Below are 19,471 nucleotides of genomic sequence, written 5' to 3'. Positions count from 1 at the left end.
TGAGCCACAATTCGTGCGCAGCATGTAGCTATCGTCTTAGGTATGTTGGATGAGGAAGATTCGGAAAACACCCGAGTCAGAGCTCAAACACGTGAACTCACGACTCGCCTCCTGGACGCAGCAGTCAGTGCTTTCAGCGAGCGAGGATTTGAAGCCGCCAGAGTCGCAGATATCGCGCGTCGCTGCAAGCTGACCACAGGTGCCATCTATAGCCGCTGGCAAACCAAGCGCGACCTGTTTCTCGATGCGGTTGAATACGCCACAACCAACACCGCTCTGGTGAACGTTGCCTCCAGCGACATGAACATCATGGACAAATTCGAAGTCCTAGGCGCAGATCATCTGTCATCGATCGGCGACAAATTCCGAAGCCTGGTGCTTGAGGCGTGCGTTCTCGCGCGTCGCGATGAAACGCTCAAATCCCAGGTCTCCCGAGCACTCGATACCGAAACGCAAGCCTACTCCGCCTTGATCGAGGCAGCCAAGGCCGAGGGCTACGTCAACGCTGAGCTAGACACACAATGCATGCTCCTGTGCTATCAAGCTCTCAACCTGGGCCTGGAACTCATCTTGTCACTCGAGACCAGACCTGAGCGCAGGCCCAGCCTCGAAGACTGGCGAGCCGTCATAGCCAGCTACATGAGCGGTGCCTACAACGCAAGCGAGGACACCTAGTGGTGTGTCGCGGTTTTGTTGAGGGCGGTTCGGGCTCGTTTGACTTTGGCGATGATCTGGTCGGCTGTCTTGGTCCATTTCAGGGGCTGGGGGTCGTGGTTCCAGTGCGCGGCCCAGTGCTCGATGACGTCTTTGAGGTGTTCGACTGATGTGAACGCTTGTGTCTTGAGGGCTTTGCGGGTCAGGATCGAGAACCAGCGGTCGACGAGGTTCGCCCAGCTGGAGCTGGTGGGGGTGAAGTGCAGGTGCCAGCGCTTGCGGCGGGGGTGGGAGAGCCAGGTGCGCACGGGCTCGGACTTGTGGGCGGAGACGTTGTCCAAGATGACGTGGACGTCGAGATGGCGCGGCGTGTGCAGGTCGATCCACTTGAAGAACGCCAGCACGTCGTTGGCGGTGTGGCGCTTGCGGGTCTGGGTGAGGACCTCGCCGGTGGCGACGTCGAGGGCGGCGAACAGGTCGATGGTGCCGTTTCTCTTGTAGTCGTGGGTGAGGGTGCGGTTGCGGCCCGGGCGCATCGGCAGCGACGGCTGGGTGCGGTCCAGCGCCTGGATCTGGGTCTTCTCGTCGAAGCTGAACACCACAGCGCGCTCGCCGGCCGCACCCGACGCCACGGCTCGCACCCCGAGCGCGCCACCCCCTCCAACGACAAACGATCCGCATCCGACACGACAAATCCAGCAGTCATGCCCCCACCATACGCGCCCCAACCATTTCAACGACGAACCACTAGGTCCGCGACCGCTGAGCCAACGACGGCAACAGCAGCAGCGTTGCGCCCGAACACTGCGATATTCGTCTCGGACAGCACGGCTATCGGACGACGAGTGGAGCGCCCTTCTGGCGCCGCTCGTCGGAGCGCTCTGCCCGGATTGCAACGGCGAGGAGGCGAGGAGGCAAGCACGGAATGTGCAAGGGTCTCAAGGTCCCGAAGGGGCACGTGTCACGACGCGCGCCTCATACACCAGAACACCGAGCGGCTCTGTCTCTGCATAGTTGCCAGTGAGCGACGGACCCGTGCATCCGACCCGGAGATCGAGCGGCGGGCAACGCGTGCTCAAGCCGTTCGCGCCCGATTGCATCCCATTGCTCTCGTAGAGTTCCGCTCTGTCTTGACCTGTGGGATTGCCATTAGAATCAAGCGGGTGCGACAGCAATCCATCGAGGCTATCGTTGAAGCCAAAGTCTCTGGGTGCATGACCCCAACTCAAGATTGTGCTTGCAAGGTCAGCCCGATCTGAATCGGTGAGATTCACCAGTCGAGTATTCAGGTTAACAATCGGGTTGGTAGTCGGAGCGATCCATAAGCGATCACCGTAGAAATGAAGCGCCCAAGCACCGGCAGCGGACAAACGGTAATATCCTGATCTCAACGGAGTCCATCGACACCAAATCTCATCGTCTTGCCTATTGTCGCAGCGAACAGTCACTCTCAATGAATCTACCCGTGCACGCTGTTGCTCTGGGGTCGTCAAGTCGTCCCAAAAGGTGAGCCCTCGGCTCTCAGTCCACTTCCTTCGTTCAGCAATCTCGGTGGCGTCCGGCCACCAATCTAAAGCATTGCTACCAAAAAGCCTTGGTATAAGGACCTCATCAGCCGGATTATCGGGCCACAACTCCTGAACTTCGACGACAAATCGCGGCAAATATTGCGCAACACACTCAACGGTAGCGCTTCCAATCTCTACAACGTCCGCGTATGCCCTATCCACGGCGGGTTCTTGTCGGATCCTGAGCAGGCCGTTATTCTGTCCTTGGATTCCCTCGGGAAACATGACAAATGTGCGAGTCTTCCCCAGCAGCCCTCGCGTCAAGTAGTTTGCGTCGACAAATACCGGCGCAATATCACGAATGACGACAGTGACCGGCGTATTGACAACCGCTAGCTGCGAAACATGATTCGAATGCCACTCAAGCCGACCGCTAGCCGGACTCGTACACGGGGATGACCGGCGCGCACAACCAGAGTGATCGGAGAGCGGCTCCATAGCACTGTACACCACGGGAAAGCACTCAGGTCTGCCAATATACAGATCGCGGCGTTCTCGAATAAGGGCCTCCATCGCGTTGACTAAATCACCGGGTCTCTTGGAAGCATACCGGGGCGGTTCCGATAATTCCCCGGGACAAACATCAGGGATTGGTTGAAATGGCAATGGCACACATGGCTCGCAACGAGTCGTCCGAAAATCACGTGCTTCAATGGTTCCGGCCGCAAATTGCGCTTGCAGAGCGCGGCAACCGATCACATTACCAACGGAGTCACATCCCCCGGTTCCGGTTGCACGTTTGAGACACGAAGCGTCAATCGGAGCACAAGACGCACCGATGAGATGGCAATCGACATTTACAAGTGACGAATCATACGTGCACCAATACGAATTGGTGAGGATTACACGAAACAACAGTGGCGCTGCTGTCGGATCAAAACTGCTGCAAGCGACCGAGCTCGGGTCGGCTATGACATCAAATCCGACGTATACATCGCAGCTTGAGACCGCAAATGCCGGTGCGCCAGCACCGCATGCAGGATGGTCCGTTACGCTGCCGACAGGCAGCAGCGGAGCACAAGTATTGAATTCGTTTCTCGGAACGGTGCCGGCAATGCAGCTCCACGTCCGACGTTCCACGAGCCGGCACGTATCGTCGCTGACTTGTACACCAAACGGGCACCTCGAAAACGTCATATACGTACAGTCACCTGCAGTATCTATCGTCACCAGTGCACCAGTTGCTAATGTACAATCGGCGTAATCGTACGTTCCAGGTCCGGTAATGAATTCACAGAACTCCGGATATGCGGTTGACGGAGTGAGAAACTCATACTGGCTCCACGGTAGCGGAGGACAAGGCACCGTTTCCAACACACACAGCGAGCTGTCAGTGGCGCTTACGCCCCACCCCAGCCTCAAATCAGAGAGATCGCTCGGGCACGAGTCCGGATCACCTTGCGTGATGCCAATCGATTGTGCGTAGGCACTCGGATGATCGAACAGTCCATCGATTTCGTCCGGCGCGAAGGTGGATGCGAATGGCGAGATGAATTGCGCGAGGAGTACGACGATCCCTACAACTGGCTTGGCGTATCGGCGTGTGCGAGGAGTTCGTTTGCCGGCTGTCATTGCAACCACGCCTCAGAGCACCACGGGGATTTTTCTTCAGCATTGTCAGCGCACATAGTTGCTCTGCTGAACTCGATGTCTACTGGAATCCACACTTGGCCTTGGGAAAGCCATTCATTCACGTATTCTTGCCACGCTGCGATCCATGAGCTTCTCTCCGTGCAACCAACCGACGTATCGCGCTCCTTGCCAGAAACTCGATACGAAACATCGACTGCGGCGTCCTCGAGTCCTTGACTGACGACCAGCAAGTAGGCAGCAAGATGTCCCGATGCATCGTCGGAGTCGTCAGCGTGGTCAGAGTCGGTGGCCGCCGGCTGACGGGCCGGCCGGAGGCACGCCGTGGCAAGAGCGGCAGTCGGACTCATTGCGACTATCGAAACCTCGGTCGGGTGCTCGTTGTACGCCGCTATCGGCTCGTCGGCGTCGAGCAGGGAATTGAAGTCTTCCAAGGCTTCACCGCGTGCTGGGTCCACTGTTCCGACGGCGATGCAGAGCTGCGCCAACGGCGTCGGATCGGCGAACGCACGTGACAAGAAATACTCGAACCGCATCACGGCGAGCGCGGCCATGGTTGCCGGGTCGCCGTAGGTGGCGACGTTGACGCCTGCTACGGGCACCGCAATGCCGTCAAGCTCCCATGCGCTGTCGCACACATCAGGAGGGAACGCCCAGTCGAAATCCGATGTCCATACCGGGAAGTACTGCGATCTCAGCCGACCGAGCGGTGTCTGGGGATCGGCGCTGGGATCAAGCGGCGTGAATTGATTCTCCGCTCGTGGAATGAGCTCCACGGCGGGGCCGTCCCGAGGCGTGGCTGTGCTCTGCGTGCTGTGACCGATGTCGGTGAGGGTCACGTCCTCACCGTCAAACAGCGAACAGGCGACTGCAGCCATAATGAGAACTGCAGCCATAGTGAGAGGAGCCGACCAAGCGAGCTTTCGCAGGACTCGTGTCTTGCGACCCCTTGCACGGCCCCGCACTCTCACCGTGCGTTCGCGAACGGTCCATGACTCAGGGCCGCTGGTCTCCGAAACGGACCGCTGCTTCCATTGAGTCGAATCGTCGCAGCACTTCGGATTCCACCGCGCGCACGGCAGGATCGTCGGCCCGTCGGGGCCGGGGCAGGCTGATGGGAATGTCGTCGAAGACGACGCCGCCGGGCCGCAGCATCATGATGCGGTCGGCCAACTCGACGGCCTCGCCGACATCGTGGGTCACGAAGATCGCGGTCTTGCGCGTGTGCAGCCAGATTCTCTGCAGGTAGTCCCGCAGCGATCGTCCTGTCAGTGCATCCATATGGCTGAACGGCTCGTCCATGAGCAACACGTCGGGATTCACCAGGAACGCCCGAGCAATGCCCACGCGCTGCTGCATGCCCGCCGACAGCTGGGCGGGATAGAGATGCGCGACATCGCTCAGTCCCACCATGGACAGGTAGAACTCTGCCTCGCGCTTGGACCGGTCCGACTTGCGATTCTGCACGTACAGCATGTTGTTGAGCACGGTCCGCCACGGCAGCAGCCTCGGCTCCTGGAACACGTAGCCGATCTGTGCCGGCACGCCGTCCTGCACGACCCTCACCGCTCCCGCGGTGGGCTCCTCGACGCCCGCCACGATGTTCAGCAGCGTCGTCTTGCCGCTGCCGGAGGGTCCCAGCACCGCCACGAAGACGTTGCCGGTCACCGACAGGGAGACGCCTCCCAGCGCCTGCACCTGCTGGGGGTACTTCGGCGTCGGCGGGTACACCTTGGTGAGATTCTCGATCAGGATAGTGGCCATCTCGTCTTTCCTTCGTCGGCAATGCCAAGACTCCGCTTGCAGCGGGTCGTCATATGTCGTCGCCCTCGCCGAACGTCAGCGTCGGCTGCTGCTGCCAGCCCATCGATCGTCGCTCCAGCCGTCGCAGCACCAGCCAGTCGAGCAGGGTGATGAACACAACGAACAGGAAGACCCAAGCCACGAAGCCCTCGTAGCGCAGGGCGTCGTACCAGAAGCGGGACCGCCAGCCCACGCCGGAGGTCGCTCCGAACCACTCGACGATGAGCAGGCTGTTCCAGCTGGTCATGAAGGCCAGCCGAATGCCGGTGATGGCGCTGGGAACTGCGCCGCCGATCAGCAGCTGAGTGAGTCTTCGCTTCGCAGGAACGTGGAACGACCGAGACATCTCAGCGAGACCGGGTTCGATCGCTGAGATGCCTGACCGAAGGTTGAACGCCATGAACGGCGCCGCAGAAAGCACGACCGCAACAATGGGCGCTGTGTCGCTGAAGCCGAACCACAGCGAAGCAGCGAACGCCCACACCACCGACGGCAGCGCCAGCATCACGAGCACCGTGTCGTTCAGCAGCGCACGGAAACGCGACGAGGCGCCGATCAGCACGCCCAGCACCGTGCCCAGCGGAATACCGATCACGAGACCGATCGCATAGCGCCGCAGGCTCACGGACAAGGGCGGCCAGAACTCGCCGGTGATCGCTCCGCCGTGCGATGTGCCACGCAGTTCGACGAGCAAGAACGAACCGATGTCCTCAATCGCGGGGACACGGCTGTTGGTTGCGCTGAGGTACTGCCAGATGCCGAGCAGCACCGCGACAGCGAGCAGGTTGATGAACCATGGCCGTCGCGTCAAACTCGACGCTCGGCGGGGCACTGGTCGCTGAGGTCCCGGGATGCCGTAATCGCCGGGCGGAACCGGGTAACCCGATGAGATGCTCACTGTTGCCGCCCCGTGCCGCCGACTGCGTGCGCGCCTCCGAAGGCACGGCGTTCCAGCTGTCGAAAGACGAAGTTCTCAAACAGCAGCATGATCCCGATGAACAGCACGGTCCACGCCAACAGACCGCGGACGTCGTAGCTCTCGAAACTGCGCTTGATCTGGAAGCCCACGCCGTCAGACGCGGCGAAGACTTCGGTCAACAGCACGATGCGCCAAGCCAGGGCAAACGCCTGCCGGGCACCGCCAATCACCGACAGCACCGAGGACGGCAGCAGCACCCCGGTGATGATCTGCGCCCGGGTCCGGCCGAACGACTCGCTCATCACGATCAGCCGGCGATCCACGCCGGTGAGCCCCTGCGCGACACTCGACATGACATACGGCGTAGCGACAAGGGTTGCTGTCAGCGTCGGGCCCAGGCCAGAGACGCCGAACACGATGAGCGCCAAGATCGCGAGCGCAACCGATGGGATGCTGACGAAGAAGCGTGTAAGAGCGCGCAGCAAGTTGCGCCACCAGTTGCTGTAGGCGATCACCATCCCAAACAGGACGCTGACGATGAGCGCCAAGGTGCAACCGACCAGGACACGCAGCAGGCTCGCCCACACCGTGGCACCGAAGCCTTCGTCGCTGAGCACTTCCCATGCCTCTTGCGCAACGACATGGGGAGGGGGCAACTGCTGGGCACCGAGCACGAACTCCGTCACGAGGTACCACGCACCGATGAAGGAGAGCCACCCCACTACGACACCGATGCGGAATCCCCAACGGCTAAGAACCGATCGACGCACCTCGCGCGCTGAAAGCTCGGCCACGGCATCGGGCGTAACGGAGGTATCCATGGACATGCTCATTGCCCTCCATTCGTCGCAACTGCCCCGAGAGCGGCGAGTTGAGGAGCCGACGCGTCATCAAGATCGTCCTGCTGACTGCCCGCGGCTGCTCCTGTCCGCCGGAGACCGAGCTGAGGAACCGGCGCATGCGCAGGGAGATGGCCTGCGTCCATCAGGAGTGACACCGCGTCGATGTACAACTGCCGGTCCTCGGAATCGGTGTACGCCGATGGGGCAACCCAGTTGTGCAACTCGACGTAGGCGCTGAGCCACTGAACCTCGTCGTCGGTCTGCACGGACAGCAATTCCGGATACTGGGCGATGACCGTAGGGAAGCTCCGATGCCAGTGCTGTATCGCCGTCTCCCACAGTTCCACGAAGAGGTTCACCGCAATCGGGTTGCGCTGCCGCCACGCACCGTCAGCCAGGAACACCTGCCCCAGCGGCGGTCGGGAAGCATCGCCGAGCGTCTCTGCGTACAGCTCCGCTGCGGATTTGCCGCCGTACAGCGCGCGCAACGAGCCTGTGCCTAGCGCCTGGACGCTCTCCTCAGGCTGACAGATGCAAGCATCCGCCTCGCCGCGTTCCACAGCGTCAGCAACCCCGAACGTGGCGATCATGAATTCGAAGTCCGGACCGCCATAGATCAGCTCCAGATCGTGACGCGAATCAGCGATCAGCGCCCACAGCAGCGTCGACCCAATCTGGCTCTTCATCGCGATCCGGCCCTCGACCACACCAGCGAGATCTGTCGCCAACGACGTCCGCTTCGTCGCTGTTATCGACCGATCCCACGTGTACTTGCCGATGATCACGGGCGTGTGCTCAAGGTCGGGGGTGAACAAAGGAATTTCCAACGCGTTCACAACGATGATGTCGGCACTGCCGCTGACGATCGCCGTGAACGGACGGAACGGATGACTCGCCTCAATCCGGACGCCGTGCTCTTGCTCCCACGCAGCCAGCGTGCCCGAATCGATCAGCCACTGCCACAACGGATCAGGCGCAAGCGCGAAACGGATGACCATGCCTTCTGCCATCGGTTCGGGCACAACGGCGGGAGCCGCGCGCGGTTCGGTGCGCACCGGCGCCACCTCGCTCGCTGCACCGCCGCATGCGCCGAGCGCCATGATCGCGATCACCAACAGCACCGCGGCCGCCACGCCCGTCCGTTTGCGAGTCACCGAACACCGTCTCATTCGTCGTGGTCCACGTGCTCTTCGCCCAACGGCTCAAGCCACTCGCTAATGGCCCGCATGCATCCCCAATCGTCGAGGACGCAGCCGGGATCGGCACGAAGCACTCGGAACCGGTCAGAGCCGGAGAAATCATCAGGCCCGAAGCTGAGGTGGCCGCCGGACATCCCCTCATATTCGGTGTTGGCAAGCTGCTCCAAGAATGCGCCTGTCGAGAACGGTCCTGAGATGCGCGACAGTGCGCTCAACGTCACATCGAGCGCGTCGCACGTCGCAACCAGCAGGCCCCACGCGTCGGTGTGGTGACGGTGGGGGAAGGGCGGTGCGTCGGCGGCCGCGCTTCGCAAGCCGACGCAGCCACGGTCGAGGTCCGCGAGCGGGTCGCCGGCTGCGGGGCGAGCGCTGACCAAGTAGAAGTTGTCTGCCTGGGCGCGGGGCGCGTCTGTCAGCGTCAGGGTCGCGCCCTGTATGTCGGAGGCGATCCAGTCCGGGTGCCAACCAATGCGCTCCGCAGCGCGCATCATCCGGCGCAACTCGAACCAGGGCACGGTGGCATAGATGGCGGCGACGCCGCTGTCACGGTGCTCCATTGCTGCGTCGAGGTAGAACTGTTCGATCTCGCCCAAGAGCGCACGCTGCTCGGTGGACATCTCATCGAGCGCCGCCGATACATCGACCATCTCCGATGCGGTCAGACCTGACTGGAGAAGCCGTACGCGGCCTTCGGGTCCAAGGTTGGCGAGCTGCCCGAATGCCGACGAGACATGGGTGATGACGCCTGGAATCAGATTGGCGCTGCCGGTGAGGTTCACCAGCTCTTCGAAGTCGGCGCCGATGTTGTATTCCCGTCCCGACGGCGTGACTCCCACGGGCGGCCCATACAGCAGACCCACCTGGGCGTTATGATCGACAGTGCCCGTTTGATGCGACACCTCGATGCTGCTCGCAAGGAGATAGCCGACTGTCCCATCGTCAAGGAAGAGACGGCCACGGGAACTCCGCTGCACCGTTGCGGGCACCGATGCATACAGGCCGTACACCGGCAGCTCGGCATCAACGGTGAGGCACCTCACGCCGCGCACATCGCCGTACAGGCTGATGACGACGATCGGTTCGCCGGCTGGCACCTCGGCACAGATGCGCGCGAAGGAGTCGGTCGGGTTTGCCCAGCTCCACAGATGAATGCTCGATTGCACGCATCGACCGTGAATGCCGCCGTGAGCGTTGACCTCCGTGAGGTACGCCCCGATGATGTGCGCTGGTTCCTCGATGACGAGTGAAGCGAGGCCGACAGCTTCGAGTTCGCTGACGTCCGGGCCGACGTAGGCGATGCGGATGGCTCGTGTCAGATCGCACTCGTCGGCACTGAATGCTGCAAGATTGCCTCCGGCGGCCCCGATCCCCGCTCCGGACCGCGTCGAAGCGACATCGTCAACGATCGACGGGGCCTCTACAGGAGCGTCGTCGGGTGCGGTCCCCGGTTCGCTCGTACCGCTTCCGCAGGCTGCCGTCAGCATTGCTGCTGCGATCAGGACCGCGAGCAACCCTTTCCATCGTGTGCGGTGACCTCCCCGGCCTTCGGGGCAGCAGTGAGGCCGCGAGGTTTTCATCGGACTTGGGCGGGATCGATGCCGCCAGCGGTCATCCCGCCAAGCTGGGCAAGCATTTCAGGCGGCAGGACACGTGCGGCAGTCATGGTGATCGCGATGGGGTGCACCAACGCAGTGCCGGTGTCATCGACATGGATGCGCCACGGCCAACGTGCGCTCACCGCTGAGGTGGCGCCGACGAGCGAGAGCCGCGAGCCCGGCGCAGTGGCGACTTGGCCGGCTCGTTGGATCACGAGATCATTTCCGGGTCCGATGACCAGCATCTCGCCGACGCCGTCCTCGGGCGACGACGCGGTTGTCAGCAGGTCTTCGAGCTCGGTGGAGTCGTAGCTGACGAAGCGCACCGTTTCCCAGCCGACTGAGCCTGCTGCGTTGTCCAGACCGACCGCAGTGATGCGCAGGTCGCCCACCATCGGCGACGATCCGAGCGTGGCGACGATTGCGCTGAGCAGGCTCGCTGCCGCGGCGCTCGGTCCGGACACTGCGAGACATCCCATCTGTTCAAGGTTGAGCAGCAGTGGTCCCTCGTAGGTGTTGCCCACCGGGACCAGTGCGGGACACAGCGACGGGCCGTCAGCGACGGCGCCGAGGTCGCGTGCAGTGATGCCTGGCGGCAGCTCGAGCACATAGCCGCCCGATGCCTCCCGCCACCCTGGCGGCGCCTCGAACGGTTCGTCGAGCAGCACCTCGAATCCGTAGGTGCCGGTTCGTACAGCGAGCACCTGGGGCGCGGGGCGTTGCTGGCCGACGGTGACGGCATACAGGTGCCGCATGGCGGCCTCGATCAGCTCGAGCGACTCGTTGCCCTCGGAGAACTGCAGTGACGGATCGACGCCATCTGGCATCCCCGAACCGCGCCGGCTCTGCCTGCGGCGGCGAGCGATCTGCCACAGCATCATCGCGTCGCCGACGGCGGTTCCGGCAAGACCGCGAGTCACCGGTGAGGCTCGGGGCGGAGTGGCCGGCGCTCCTGGTGTCGCGCCGGTGACCGAAGGCAGGAAGTGGGGAACCCTCGGCGCCTCGGCTTCTGGCGGGCGCTCCTGCGTCTCGGGATCCTCAGCCGTTGGAAGCCCCGCATAGGGCGCCGACGAGTCGGCGCCTGGGAATACTGCTGCGGGGTCCCCCAGCCATTCCTCGAGCGAGGGGGGTGGCTCAAGCGTTGGGGCGTGCGGCTCGACTGAGGGGTCGAAGTCGGGAGCAATTGGCGGAGCTGGCTGCGCTGTATCGAACTCGGCCACGAAGGGCTCGTCGTCGACGATGACCGCATCGACGATGTCCGCATCGACGTAGGTATCGGCATCGGCGAAATCGGTGTCAGCAAATTCAGCATCAACGATGTCGGTATCGGCATAGTCACTGCCGAACCTGTCGTGTTCGACAGTGACATCTGCGATCTCGACGTCCGCGATGCCGACTTCGTCAATGGTGATCTCTTCGATGCCGACGTCTTCGATGCCGACTTCGTCAATGGTGATCTCTTCGATGCCGACGTCTTCGATGCCGACGTCTTCGATGCCGACGTCTTCGATGCCGACGTCTTCGATCGCTTCCTCGACAGCCCCGACAAGTTCTGCAATTGCCTCGGCATCTTCGACAGCGAGCGGATCGTCGCCAAACGCGAACTCGGTGGCGGCCGGCTCAGGAGCAACCGGTTCAGCGGCAAATGGTTCAGCAGCAACCGGCTCAGCAGCGAGTGTCGAGGTGCCCTCGGCTGTGTCCTCCTCCGGCGCAACTGCAGCGTCGATCGGCGAGATCGCGAATGTCGGCTGCTCGGTCGGGGGCTGTTCCGCCGTGGTGACCGGACCATCGGGGACGCCGACGGCCGGCTCGGACTCAACGTCAGCCTCGATGTCGGTGTCAGCAGTGGTGTCTAGGACTGTGTCGGCCTCCGCGGCAATGCCAACTTGCGCTTCGGGGGCATCGGGCGCTTCGGGCTCGGGTGGGAGACGCGGCTCGAACGCCTCAGGCACCGGCGGCACACGCGGCTCGGGCGCTTCGGGCACCGGCGGCACACGCGGCTCGAACGCCTCAGGCACCGGCGGCACACGCGGCTCGAACGCCTCAGGCACCGCGGGTGACGGCTCATCGTCCGCCCGTTCGGATTCGTCCCCAGCGGGCATCTCTAACTCAGCGGGCACCCCCGTCTGCTCGGTGCCCTCCTGTGTCGGCGGTGCCGCGGTCGAGAAGCTGCGCGCCGCTATCTCAGCGATGCCGGGAAGCTCGGTGCCTGTGGGCGGCTGCTCGCCTTCTGGCACCGTGCCTCGGGTCAGCCCTCGCCAGAAGGGCGCTACCTCGTCGGGAGTCGGTTCGCGACCCCACGCCGTAAAGAGGAATGTCTCAGCGAGCGTCCACAGGTAGACCGGATCGGGCCGGCCCCACGGCAGGGGATCCCCAGGCAGGGCAAGAGCGGTCCCTTCGGCAAGCAGCGCATCAGGGTCAGCGTCAGCGATGCCGGGGTAGGCCCCATTCAGTGCACGCAGCTCGGCCCAGCGCTCTGGAGCGTTCATGAATTGCGCGGCGACGCTGCGCAGCGTGTCCTGGGATCGAGTGAAGTAGTAGCCGCGAATCGGCACCACCATCGGGGGTTCGTTCTGCGCTACCTCGCTTGGCGGCGATGTTGCCGGCAAGGCGCTCGCGGCGACAGGTCCACCACCCGCCGGGCCAGCGCCGCCACGCGCGTGGACCTCTTCTCGGTGAGGCTGCGGATCAGGTCCCAGATCGGACACGGGCGGCGCTTGCGGAGGCGGCGCGTGGGTCCGAACTTCTTCGGCGCCCGCATGCGGCGTGTTGTCACCGGCGCGTGTGAGCTGCTGGGCGGGCGGCGGGCCTTGGGCAGCAGACGACTGCGGGCCGAAGACATCGAATTGTTCGCTGGGCAGCGGACCGGGGTTCGGTGCCGGTGACGGATCGGGCGGCGGTGCCGGGTCGTCCCGGGGCACGTTGGCTTGGATTCTTGGAATCGGCGGCGGAAGCACACTTGCCGCCGTCAGTACCTCCGACGGGGGCAACAACGCTGCGTCGCCTCTTTGGCGCAGCACGGCGGGAACGCCGTCGTTGAACGACTCGTCGAACAGCGGACCGGTGTGCTTGTACCAAGGCTCACCCGATGGCGACTCGGCTTGCGCCTGCGGTGAAGGGTCCAGCGCCCAGTCCGCAGGCGGTGCATCCTTTTTCTTGCGGCCGCGCGGCGTGGGGTCCGCGCCCGCGTTGGGCTCAAATGCCGGCTTAGGGCGCCGGCGGAAGATCCGGGAAAAGAGGCCGCGTCGACTCACAGCGCTCCTAAGAGTAATCGTTACTACGGAGATACGCGCCCAGCGGTGTGCCGGCGTGCATGGCTCCGCTGACGAACTTCATGGAGCACCGGCCGACAGCAGCGGGCACTCGGGCAAGTACCCGAACAAGCTGGGCTCACCATTCGGCCCGACCAGCTGCGCCTCGGCTGCCCCAGTCGCAGTGATCCGCAGTTCTTCCCGGAAGACCGCCAGCGCGGACACGTTTATGTACGAGGTGAGCACTGTCACCTCAACTCGGGTTCCGACGCACGACATGGCTGCAACCACGGTCGGCGAGCCGTACAGCGGCGGCAACGAGGTAACACGATTGTCGGCGGCCGCGCGTGCTTGGGTAATCGTGCCCCCAGCAGCCACGGTGGCGGCAGCGACACGGGCAGCTTCAGCAGCGTTGTGAACGGCATGTTGTCGCGCTGCGATCAGCCGCGGTGCGTCGTACGCGATGCCGCCGAACAGCAGCAGCGTCGAGGCCATTACGGCGATGAAGATCGCATAGTCGCCCCGCTGGTCTTCGCAGCGGGCACCGCGCTCGCGCCAGGCCTCACTCAGTGACGACCATCGATGGAGCCGTCTCACGACACCCCAGTCGGCGCGAACCGATGGCGATACGGATCGACTGTCGCGACCCCAACGGCACGACGGTGGACATCTGATGCGAGCAGCGTGAATGTACCGAGTCGGCTCGGCAGCAGTTGGCAGTCCACCGAGACGATGACCTGACCTCCGGCTGGCACGAGATTGGGATTGTCATCGGCATCGAGCTCTGGGACATTGGCATGGTTGACATCTTCGAAGAACACCAATACGTCCGCAGTCACGTCGTTCGAGCACTCAAGTCGGCTCCCCAGCGCACTGTTCGCGTGCACTGCGATGCTCGCCGAGACTGCCGTACGCGCATCGCCGACGTGCAGGCAGCACAGGGAGCCGACATGTGCCGCTCGGTCGGCGACCACCTGCAGCGCCTGTTCGGAACGCGTTGCGTAAGTGATGCCGTGCAGTGTCACGATGACCAGCATCAGTGCCGGAAACATGATCGCGACACCGATGGCGGTGCCCGAGCCCGACTCAGACCTCGCTGTGGAGTTCTCACCCGGACGAGTGCGCAGCACGACGGGTGCGGACTTTCTCAGCACGCCGACGCGTCGGCTCGGGTCGGTGCGACGCCCTCGACCAGGTCCAGCGGGCCGCAGGCGTAACCGATCACTTCGAGCGCCCCGAGCACCGGCGAGATCACAATGCCGAACGCGGCGACACCGACGACGCCGGCGTTCTCGTTGACCGAGACAACGGGCGGTCGAGCCGGGCCCACCATGCTCCCAGAGGCGATCAGTGCCGACCACGCACCGACCACGCCTTGGCACTCGCGTTCACTTTCCGGAGTGACGACGCCGTACTGCCCTCCGAACGTTCCGCATGTGGACGGTCCGATCGGTGCCGCCTGCGCACTTGAGACACCGCGATCAGCCGCCGCCTGCACCGCAGTAGTGGCCACCGAAACCAGCACCACGTGCAAGCCGATCAGGATGGTGAGCATCACGCCGCCGAACAGGATTGCAACGGGGAACACCTCGCCGCGCTGATCGTCACAACGCGAGATGACTGTCCTCGAGACAGACGCAGTTTTCGCACCCGGTCGTGACGAAGAGTGACTGCGGTAAACGAGCACCTCTCCTCTTCTCGCTGGCCGGTGCGCTCGGCGTAGCTGCAATTCAGTCGGTCATGCCAACGGAACTGCAGCTACGCCAAGTGGGCGTCAATGAGCTCAATCAGCTGCCGTTACGACGAGATCGTCTTCTGACACACGCCGTGGTTGTTGTTTGCCGCAGTTATCGAGGAATGACTGCCAGCGCTGGTTACCATGCCACCGAAATAACTGCCGCCATAGTTAACGCACGCTGCTTGCGACACTGTGTTCCCGGAGGTCCCGACCCACCTGCAAACGGTCCCTTGTGTGTTCATTAGTCCGAGTTCGCCGATCTTGATCGTCGGGCAGTTGGTGGCTGACACGGAGCCGACATCTTGGCTCTCCAGATCACCGATCACATCGCCGCCGCGCGACAGCAGCACGCCGGAGACGCCGCCGGCGATCACCAGCATCACCACGATGACGATGACGGTCTGCAGGGCGATGCCGCGATTGTCTGCGACCGAAGGCGACCAATCTCGGCGCGACGCCAGCCACGCCGCTCCGAGTGCCATCGGCACCCCAAGTGCTAGTACCAGCGTCTCAGCCATCTTGTGCCTTTCGTTGTCTGAATTGGTGGATCGTCAGCAACTCCTTGCTGCCCTTGGGCAACAACTACATCGGGGTCAACGACGTTGTTTGCAATAGTAGCCGTTGTTACTCATGATCGAAGACGGAATTCTCATCGGCCGAATGCCTGCGCACGCATCGATGCGGCCCCGACCCGAGCGCGGCGGCTGCGAAATCGTTGGGCCAGCGGGCCTAGAAACCGGTGGGAATCGTGGAGGAATCCATGATGCTGGCCAGCGGCGGGTAGCCCATCAGCATCATGAACGCACCGCCGATGAGGGCCAGCGGGGCGCCCATCTTCTCGCTCGCCGACGCAGCCTTCGCGTCGGCCTCGGCAAGCGATTTCGACCGCGCCGCGTCGACCTGGCTCAAGATGGACTGACGCGCTCCCGCACCGGTGGTGCCGGCAAGCTCAAGCGCGGCAATGAACGGATCCATGAATCGCAGACGCCGCGACGCCGCCAGTCGGCGAAGGCCCAGCCAGGGCGCCTCGCCCATGGCCGAGGCTTCGACGAGCGACTCGCGAATCGCTGCAAATGCCGGCTGGCTGCTGTAGCCCGACGCGATATGCAAGGCGGCATGGGCGTCGGACCCCGCTGTCACCAGCTGCGCCACCAGTTCCAGCCAAGCCTCGGACGACTCCTTGAAGCGGACGCGTTCGTTCTCGGCTTCGGTCTTGAGCATCGAGTCTGGCAGCCACCATCCCAGCAATGCACCGCCCGCCGCAGAGGTGAGGGTCATCAGCAGCGGAATCGACAAGCCGAACGCCAGCGAGAGCAGCATCACGCCGACAATCATCACCACGGCTCCGCCCACGAATCCGCCCAGCTTCGCCAACGCGTGACTCTCGAGTGTGCGGCCCACCATCGTTGCGTCCTGGCCCAGATGCTGTTTGCGCTCAAGATCCTTTTGGAGACGGCCCGTTGCGCGCTTGGTTGCCCCGCGCACTCCGGCGGCCTGCGCGTCCACGCCCGGCAACTGGAGCGGACGTCGTCGCCGGAACATGCCCACAATCATGAGCATCACGCCAACGGAAGCGCTGACGGCGAGCGCGATCACCTGCGTCATGATTGGCGCGTTCGGTGTGAGGTGGTGATCAGCTTCGCGACCTCGGCTTCGAGCACTTGCTGGTCGAGCAGGCGCACCGGGACCCCCGAAGCCGACATCTTCAGCACCCACAAGATGTTGCCGAAGATCATGACTCCCACCATCAGCAGGACGACCTGGCCCACGAGGCTGCCGAAGGGGTCGAAGAAACCGCGGTTGAACACGAACATCAACAGCACTGACACCACCGTGATCCCCACGATCGAGATGACCTGGGTCCACGTGCGAGCGTTCGCCACTTCGTTACGGCGCCGCATCTCGACCTCGGTTCGCATCGCACGCGACACGCTCTCGAACGCCTCAGTGACCCGGGCGCCGGAATCCCACGCAATGTTCAGCCCGAGTACAAGACGGTCGGCGTAGGGCGATTTCATCTCGGCGGCGAACCAGTCCAGCGCCGGCTTCAGGCCGACCGTGCCCGCCAATTGCCCCAATTGCGTCACCTGGGAGCGCAACATTGGCGGTGCGCTTGGCGCCGACAGCGTGACCGCCTCGAACAGCGAGCCGCTGGCCGACACGAGGTCGCGGATCTGCTCGGTCCACTGGGAATAGGCCTCGATCTCATCGGCCACCGCTTGGCGTCGCCGGGGTGTCACCACCATCTTGGGCGTGATGACGCCGGCGCCGGCGCCGATCAGCGCCGCAACCGGCCACCCCGTCGCAGCCCAGGCACCAAAGGCAAGCGCCGCAGCCAATCCGAGCGAGATGAGCACCTGTGTGTCGAGATTGGCGGTGCGCTCCCTCAGATTCTTGGCCTGGAAGTCGCGCAGCCTCTGTCGATCTACTTTGACCGGTGCCTTTTTCAAGCCGATCACCATCGCAACCAAGCCCAGGCCTGCGAGCGCACCGCAGACGATCGCGGCGAGGCCCACCACAGCTCAGGACCCCTGGACTGGGAATCTGAGCACTGGTTCAGACCCGCCGCTGCTCCGCCGCGGTATGGGCGGGGGCGCCTCCTGACCTGCCGACGCGGTCATGGCGGGACGCTGCGCAGGGGCAGGGTTGGGCGCCGGGGCAGGACGCTGCGCAGGGGCAGGGTTGGGCGCAGGCGCTGAGGTGCGGCTCGGCGGCGCGGCTCGGCGGCGCGGCGACGGCGTTTCGGGACGTCGCTGCGGCGGTGGAGCGGGCTGCTGCCGGTAGCCGCGCTGGGGCTGGGGCTGGGGGTACTCGGCGGCCGGGGCTTGTGGCGGCACAGACGGGTATCGCGGCGGGGCTTGGGCAGGCGGGCGAGCCGGACGCGGCTGCTGCGGCGGCTGGCCTGCCCCGGGCTGGGCGGGCGCCACCGGCCCGAGCATGGACGGCTCGAAACCCGATGCTCGCAGCCGAGACAGCGCCTCACCGTCGGGCTTGAACGGTTGGCTGTACACCCCCGTGCCGTCGGGGCCTGGCGAGAACACCTCGTTCGTGAGCACCTCGCCGTCGGAATAGCCGGTGACCTCGCGAATCGACGTGATGGCACGCCGGCCGTCCGGGAGCTTCTTGATGAACACCAGCAGGTGCAGCACCTCAGCGATCTCCCGCAGCACCGAATCGGGCGTCGGCGCGTCGGGCGAGCGCTGCGCGTAGATCAGGATCTTGTTGATTGCCGCCTCGGTGCTGCCTGCGTGGATCGTGCCGAGCGAGCCATCGACGCCGATGCCCATCGACTGCAGCAGCTGCATCACCTCTCCGCCGCGGACCTCGCCGACGATCACGCGATCAGGCGACATCCGCAGCGCCGCCCGCAGCAGGTCATACATCGCGATCTCGCCCGTGCCCTCGGTGTTGGCAGTACGGGTCTCCAACGCGAGGGTCCGCACGTGCAGGCCCGAAGACCGCAGATGCAATTCGAGCGTGTCCTCGACGGTGACGATGAGGTCGGACTGGGGCACTTCGGACAGCAACGAGCGCAGGAGCGTCGTCTTGCCGGCCCCCGTGCCGCCGACGACCAGCATGTTGATTGGATCGGGCGGCCTGATTGCGGCGCGCAGCACCGGGATCATCTGCGGAGTGACCGTCCCCGCCTCCAAGAGCAAGTCGAGCGAGGCGGTCAGCATGCGGTGGCGGCGGATCACCATGGAGGTGCGCTCGGCCACTGCGGTGACCGCAAAGAGCCGGTGGCCCGATGCCAGACGCAGGTCGAGGATGGGCGACGCGGTGTCGAAACGGCGCGAGGTGTGCCCAGCGGTTGCGGCAAGGTGACGGATCATCATCACCAGCTCCTCCTCGCTCTCAGCGAGCGGAGGCGCCATGATCCGGCGGCCGTCGGCCAGGGACAGAATGACCGTGTCGTGGCCGAGCACGTGAATGTTCTCGACATCGGGTCGTTCGAGCAGCGGCACCAGTGCACCGCCGCCCATGAGCCCTCTCACGCTCGCGCGGAATTCGCGGCGGTCATCTGCATCGAGCTGTGCCTTGCCGCTCATCACGGCTGCGGTGTCGCTCTGTTCGAGAATCCGATCCGCTAGCGCCATCAGCCGCTCGTCGATGACGGGGGCAGCGAGGCGTTGACGCTGCAGCTCCATGTAGTTGCGCAGCAGATCTTCACGCGATCGGTTGAAGAGTTCGAAACCGGGTCGACTCTCGACGGATTCGCTCATATCGGTACGATAGTCGCCGTGATTATCTACCGCGCATACGATTCCTGCGAAACACCCTGAGTTGCCTCCCGTGCGCAGCCGGTTCGGCG

The 19,471-nt window shown here is 63.9% G+C and carries 16 protein-coding genes; 1 reads left to right on the top strand and 15 read right to left on the bottom strand.

The features are described 5' to 3' along the window. Positions 1-42: 42 nt before the first annotated feature. Positions 43-675 carry a helix-turn-helix domain-containing protein gene (locus tag ACOOHB_RS18015; protein WP_420446176.1) on the top strand — a complete coding sequence of 211 codons (633 nt, stop codon included), beginning with the start codon at positions 43-45 and terminating at the stop codon, positions 673-675. Here the strand turns inward: ACOOHB_RS18015 and ACOOHB_RS18010 are convergent. From ACOOHB_RS18010 to ACOOHB_RS17940, 15 genes are all read right to left on the bottom strand, one after another. Continuing rightward, positions 672-1,286 (bottom strand): IS630 family transposase, encoded by a 615-nt coding sequence (locus ACOOHB_RS18010; RefSeq protein WP_420446175.1) that lies wholly within the window; start codon positions 1,284-1,286, stop codon positions 672-674. The genes ACOOHB_RS18015 and ACOOHB_RS18010 overlap by 4 nt on opposite strands. 2,504 nt (positions 1,287-3,790) lie before the next feature. Further along, entirely contained in the window at positions 3,791-4,690 is a 900-nt protein-coding gene (locus tag ACOOHB_RS18005; protein WP_420446174.1) for a hypothetical protein, read from the bottom strand. Between the two features lie 118 nt (positions 4,691-4,808). Next, on the bottom strand, positions 4,809-5,576 hold the full coding sequence (locus ACOOHB_RS18000) for an ABC transporter ATP-binding protein (protein WP_420446173.1): 768 nt from the start codon (positions 5,574-5,576) through the stop codon (positions 4,809-4,811). A 49-nt stretch (positions 5,577-5,625) separates the two neighbouring features. Beyond that, positions 5,626-6,513 (bottom strand): ABC transporter permease, encoded by an 888-nt coding sequence (locus ACOOHB_RS17995; RefSeq protein ID WP_420446172.1) that lies wholly within the window; start codon positions 6,511-6,513, stop codon positions 5,626-5,628. Further along, complete coding sequence (locus ACOOHB_RS17990; RefSeq protein WP_420446171.1) at positions 6,510-7,355, bottom strand: ABC transporter permease; 846 nt, start codon at positions 7,353-7,355, stop codon at positions 6,510-6,512. Before ACOOHB_RS17990 ends, ACOOHB_RS17995 begins: the two co-directional genes overlap by 4 nt. Before the next feature lie 8 nt (positions 7,356-7,363). Continuing rightward, positions 7,364-8,530, bottom strand: coding sequence for a hypothetical protein (locus ACOOHB_RS17985; protein ID WP_420446170.1), 1,167 nt, complete (start codon positions 8,528-8,530; stop codon positions 7,364-7,366). 11 nt (positions 8,531-8,541) lie between these two features. Beyond that, a complete protein-coding gene (locus tag ACOOHB_RS17980) occupies positions 8,542-10,086 on the bottom strand; it encodes a hypothetical protein (RefSeq protein ID WP_420446169.1) in 1,545 nt (514 codons plus the stop codon). A 62-nt stretch (positions 10,087-10,148) separates the two neighbouring features. Beyond that, positions 10,149-13,424, bottom strand: coding sequence for a hypothetical protein (locus tag ACOOHB_RS17975; RefSeq protein ID WP_420446168.1), 3,276 nt, complete (start codon positions 13,422-13,424; stop codon positions 10,149-10,151). Positions 13,425-13,502: 78 nt separating this feature from the next. Beyond that, the gene (locus ACOOHB_RS17970) at positions 13,503-14,018 is read right to left on the bottom strand and encodes a hypothetical protein (protein ID WP_420446167.1); all 516 of its coding nucleotides are present in this window, start codon (positions 14,016-14,018) and stop codon (positions 13,503-13,505) included. Beyond that, positions 14,015-14,575, bottom strand: a complete 561-nt coding sequence (locus tag ACOOHB_RS17965) for a hypothetical protein (protein WP_420446166.1) — start codon at positions 14,573-14,575, stop codon at positions 14,015-14,017. The genes ACOOHB_RS17970 and ACOOHB_RS17965 overlap by 4 nt, the downstream gene beginning before the upstream one ends. Beyond that, on the bottom strand, positions 14,569-15,009 hold the full coding sequence (locus tag ACOOHB_RS17960; RefSeq protein ID WP_420446165.1) for a hypothetical protein: 441 nt from the start codon (positions 15,007-15,009) through the stop codon (positions 14,569-14,571). The genes ACOOHB_RS17965 and ACOOHB_RS17960 overlap by 7 nt, the downstream gene beginning before the upstream one ends. A gap of 209 nt (positions 15,010-15,218) precedes the next feature. Next, positions 15,219-15,677, bottom strand: a complete 459-nt coding sequence (locus tag ACOOHB_RS17955; RefSeq protein ID WP_420446164.1) for a hypothetical protein — start codon at positions 15,675-15,677, stop codon at positions 15,219-15,221. Positions 15,678-15,888: 211 nt separating this feature from the next. Then, on the bottom strand, positions 15,889-16,764 hold the full coding sequence (locus ACOOHB_RS17950; protein WP_420446163.1) for a type II secretion system F family protein: 876 nt from the start codon (positions 16,762-16,764) through the stop codon (positions 15,889-15,891). Next, complete coding sequence (locus ACOOHB_RS17945; protein ID WP_420446162.1) at positions 16,761-17,678, bottom strand: type II secretion system F family protein; 918 nt, start codon at positions 17,676-17,678, stop codon at positions 16,761-16,763. The genes ACOOHB_RS17950 and ACOOHB_RS17945 overlap by 4 nt, the downstream gene beginning before the upstream one ends. Positions 17,679-17,681: 3 nt before the next feature. After that, positions 17,682-19,382, bottom strand: coding sequence for a CpaF family protein (locus ACOOHB_RS17940; RefSeq protein ID WP_420446161.1), 1,701 nt, complete (start codon positions 19,380-19,382; stop codon positions 17,682-17,684). Between the last annotated feature and the right edge of the window lie 89 nt (positions 19,383-19,471).

The organism is Candidatus Poriferisodalis sp. (genome assembly GCF_965215815.1).
Lineage (GTDB): Bacteria > Actinomycetota > Acidimicrobiia > Acidimicrobiales > Poriferisodalaceae > Poriferisodalis.
Note: the sequence above shows the minus strand (reverse complement) of the source record. Positions and strands in the feature narration are given on the sequence as shown.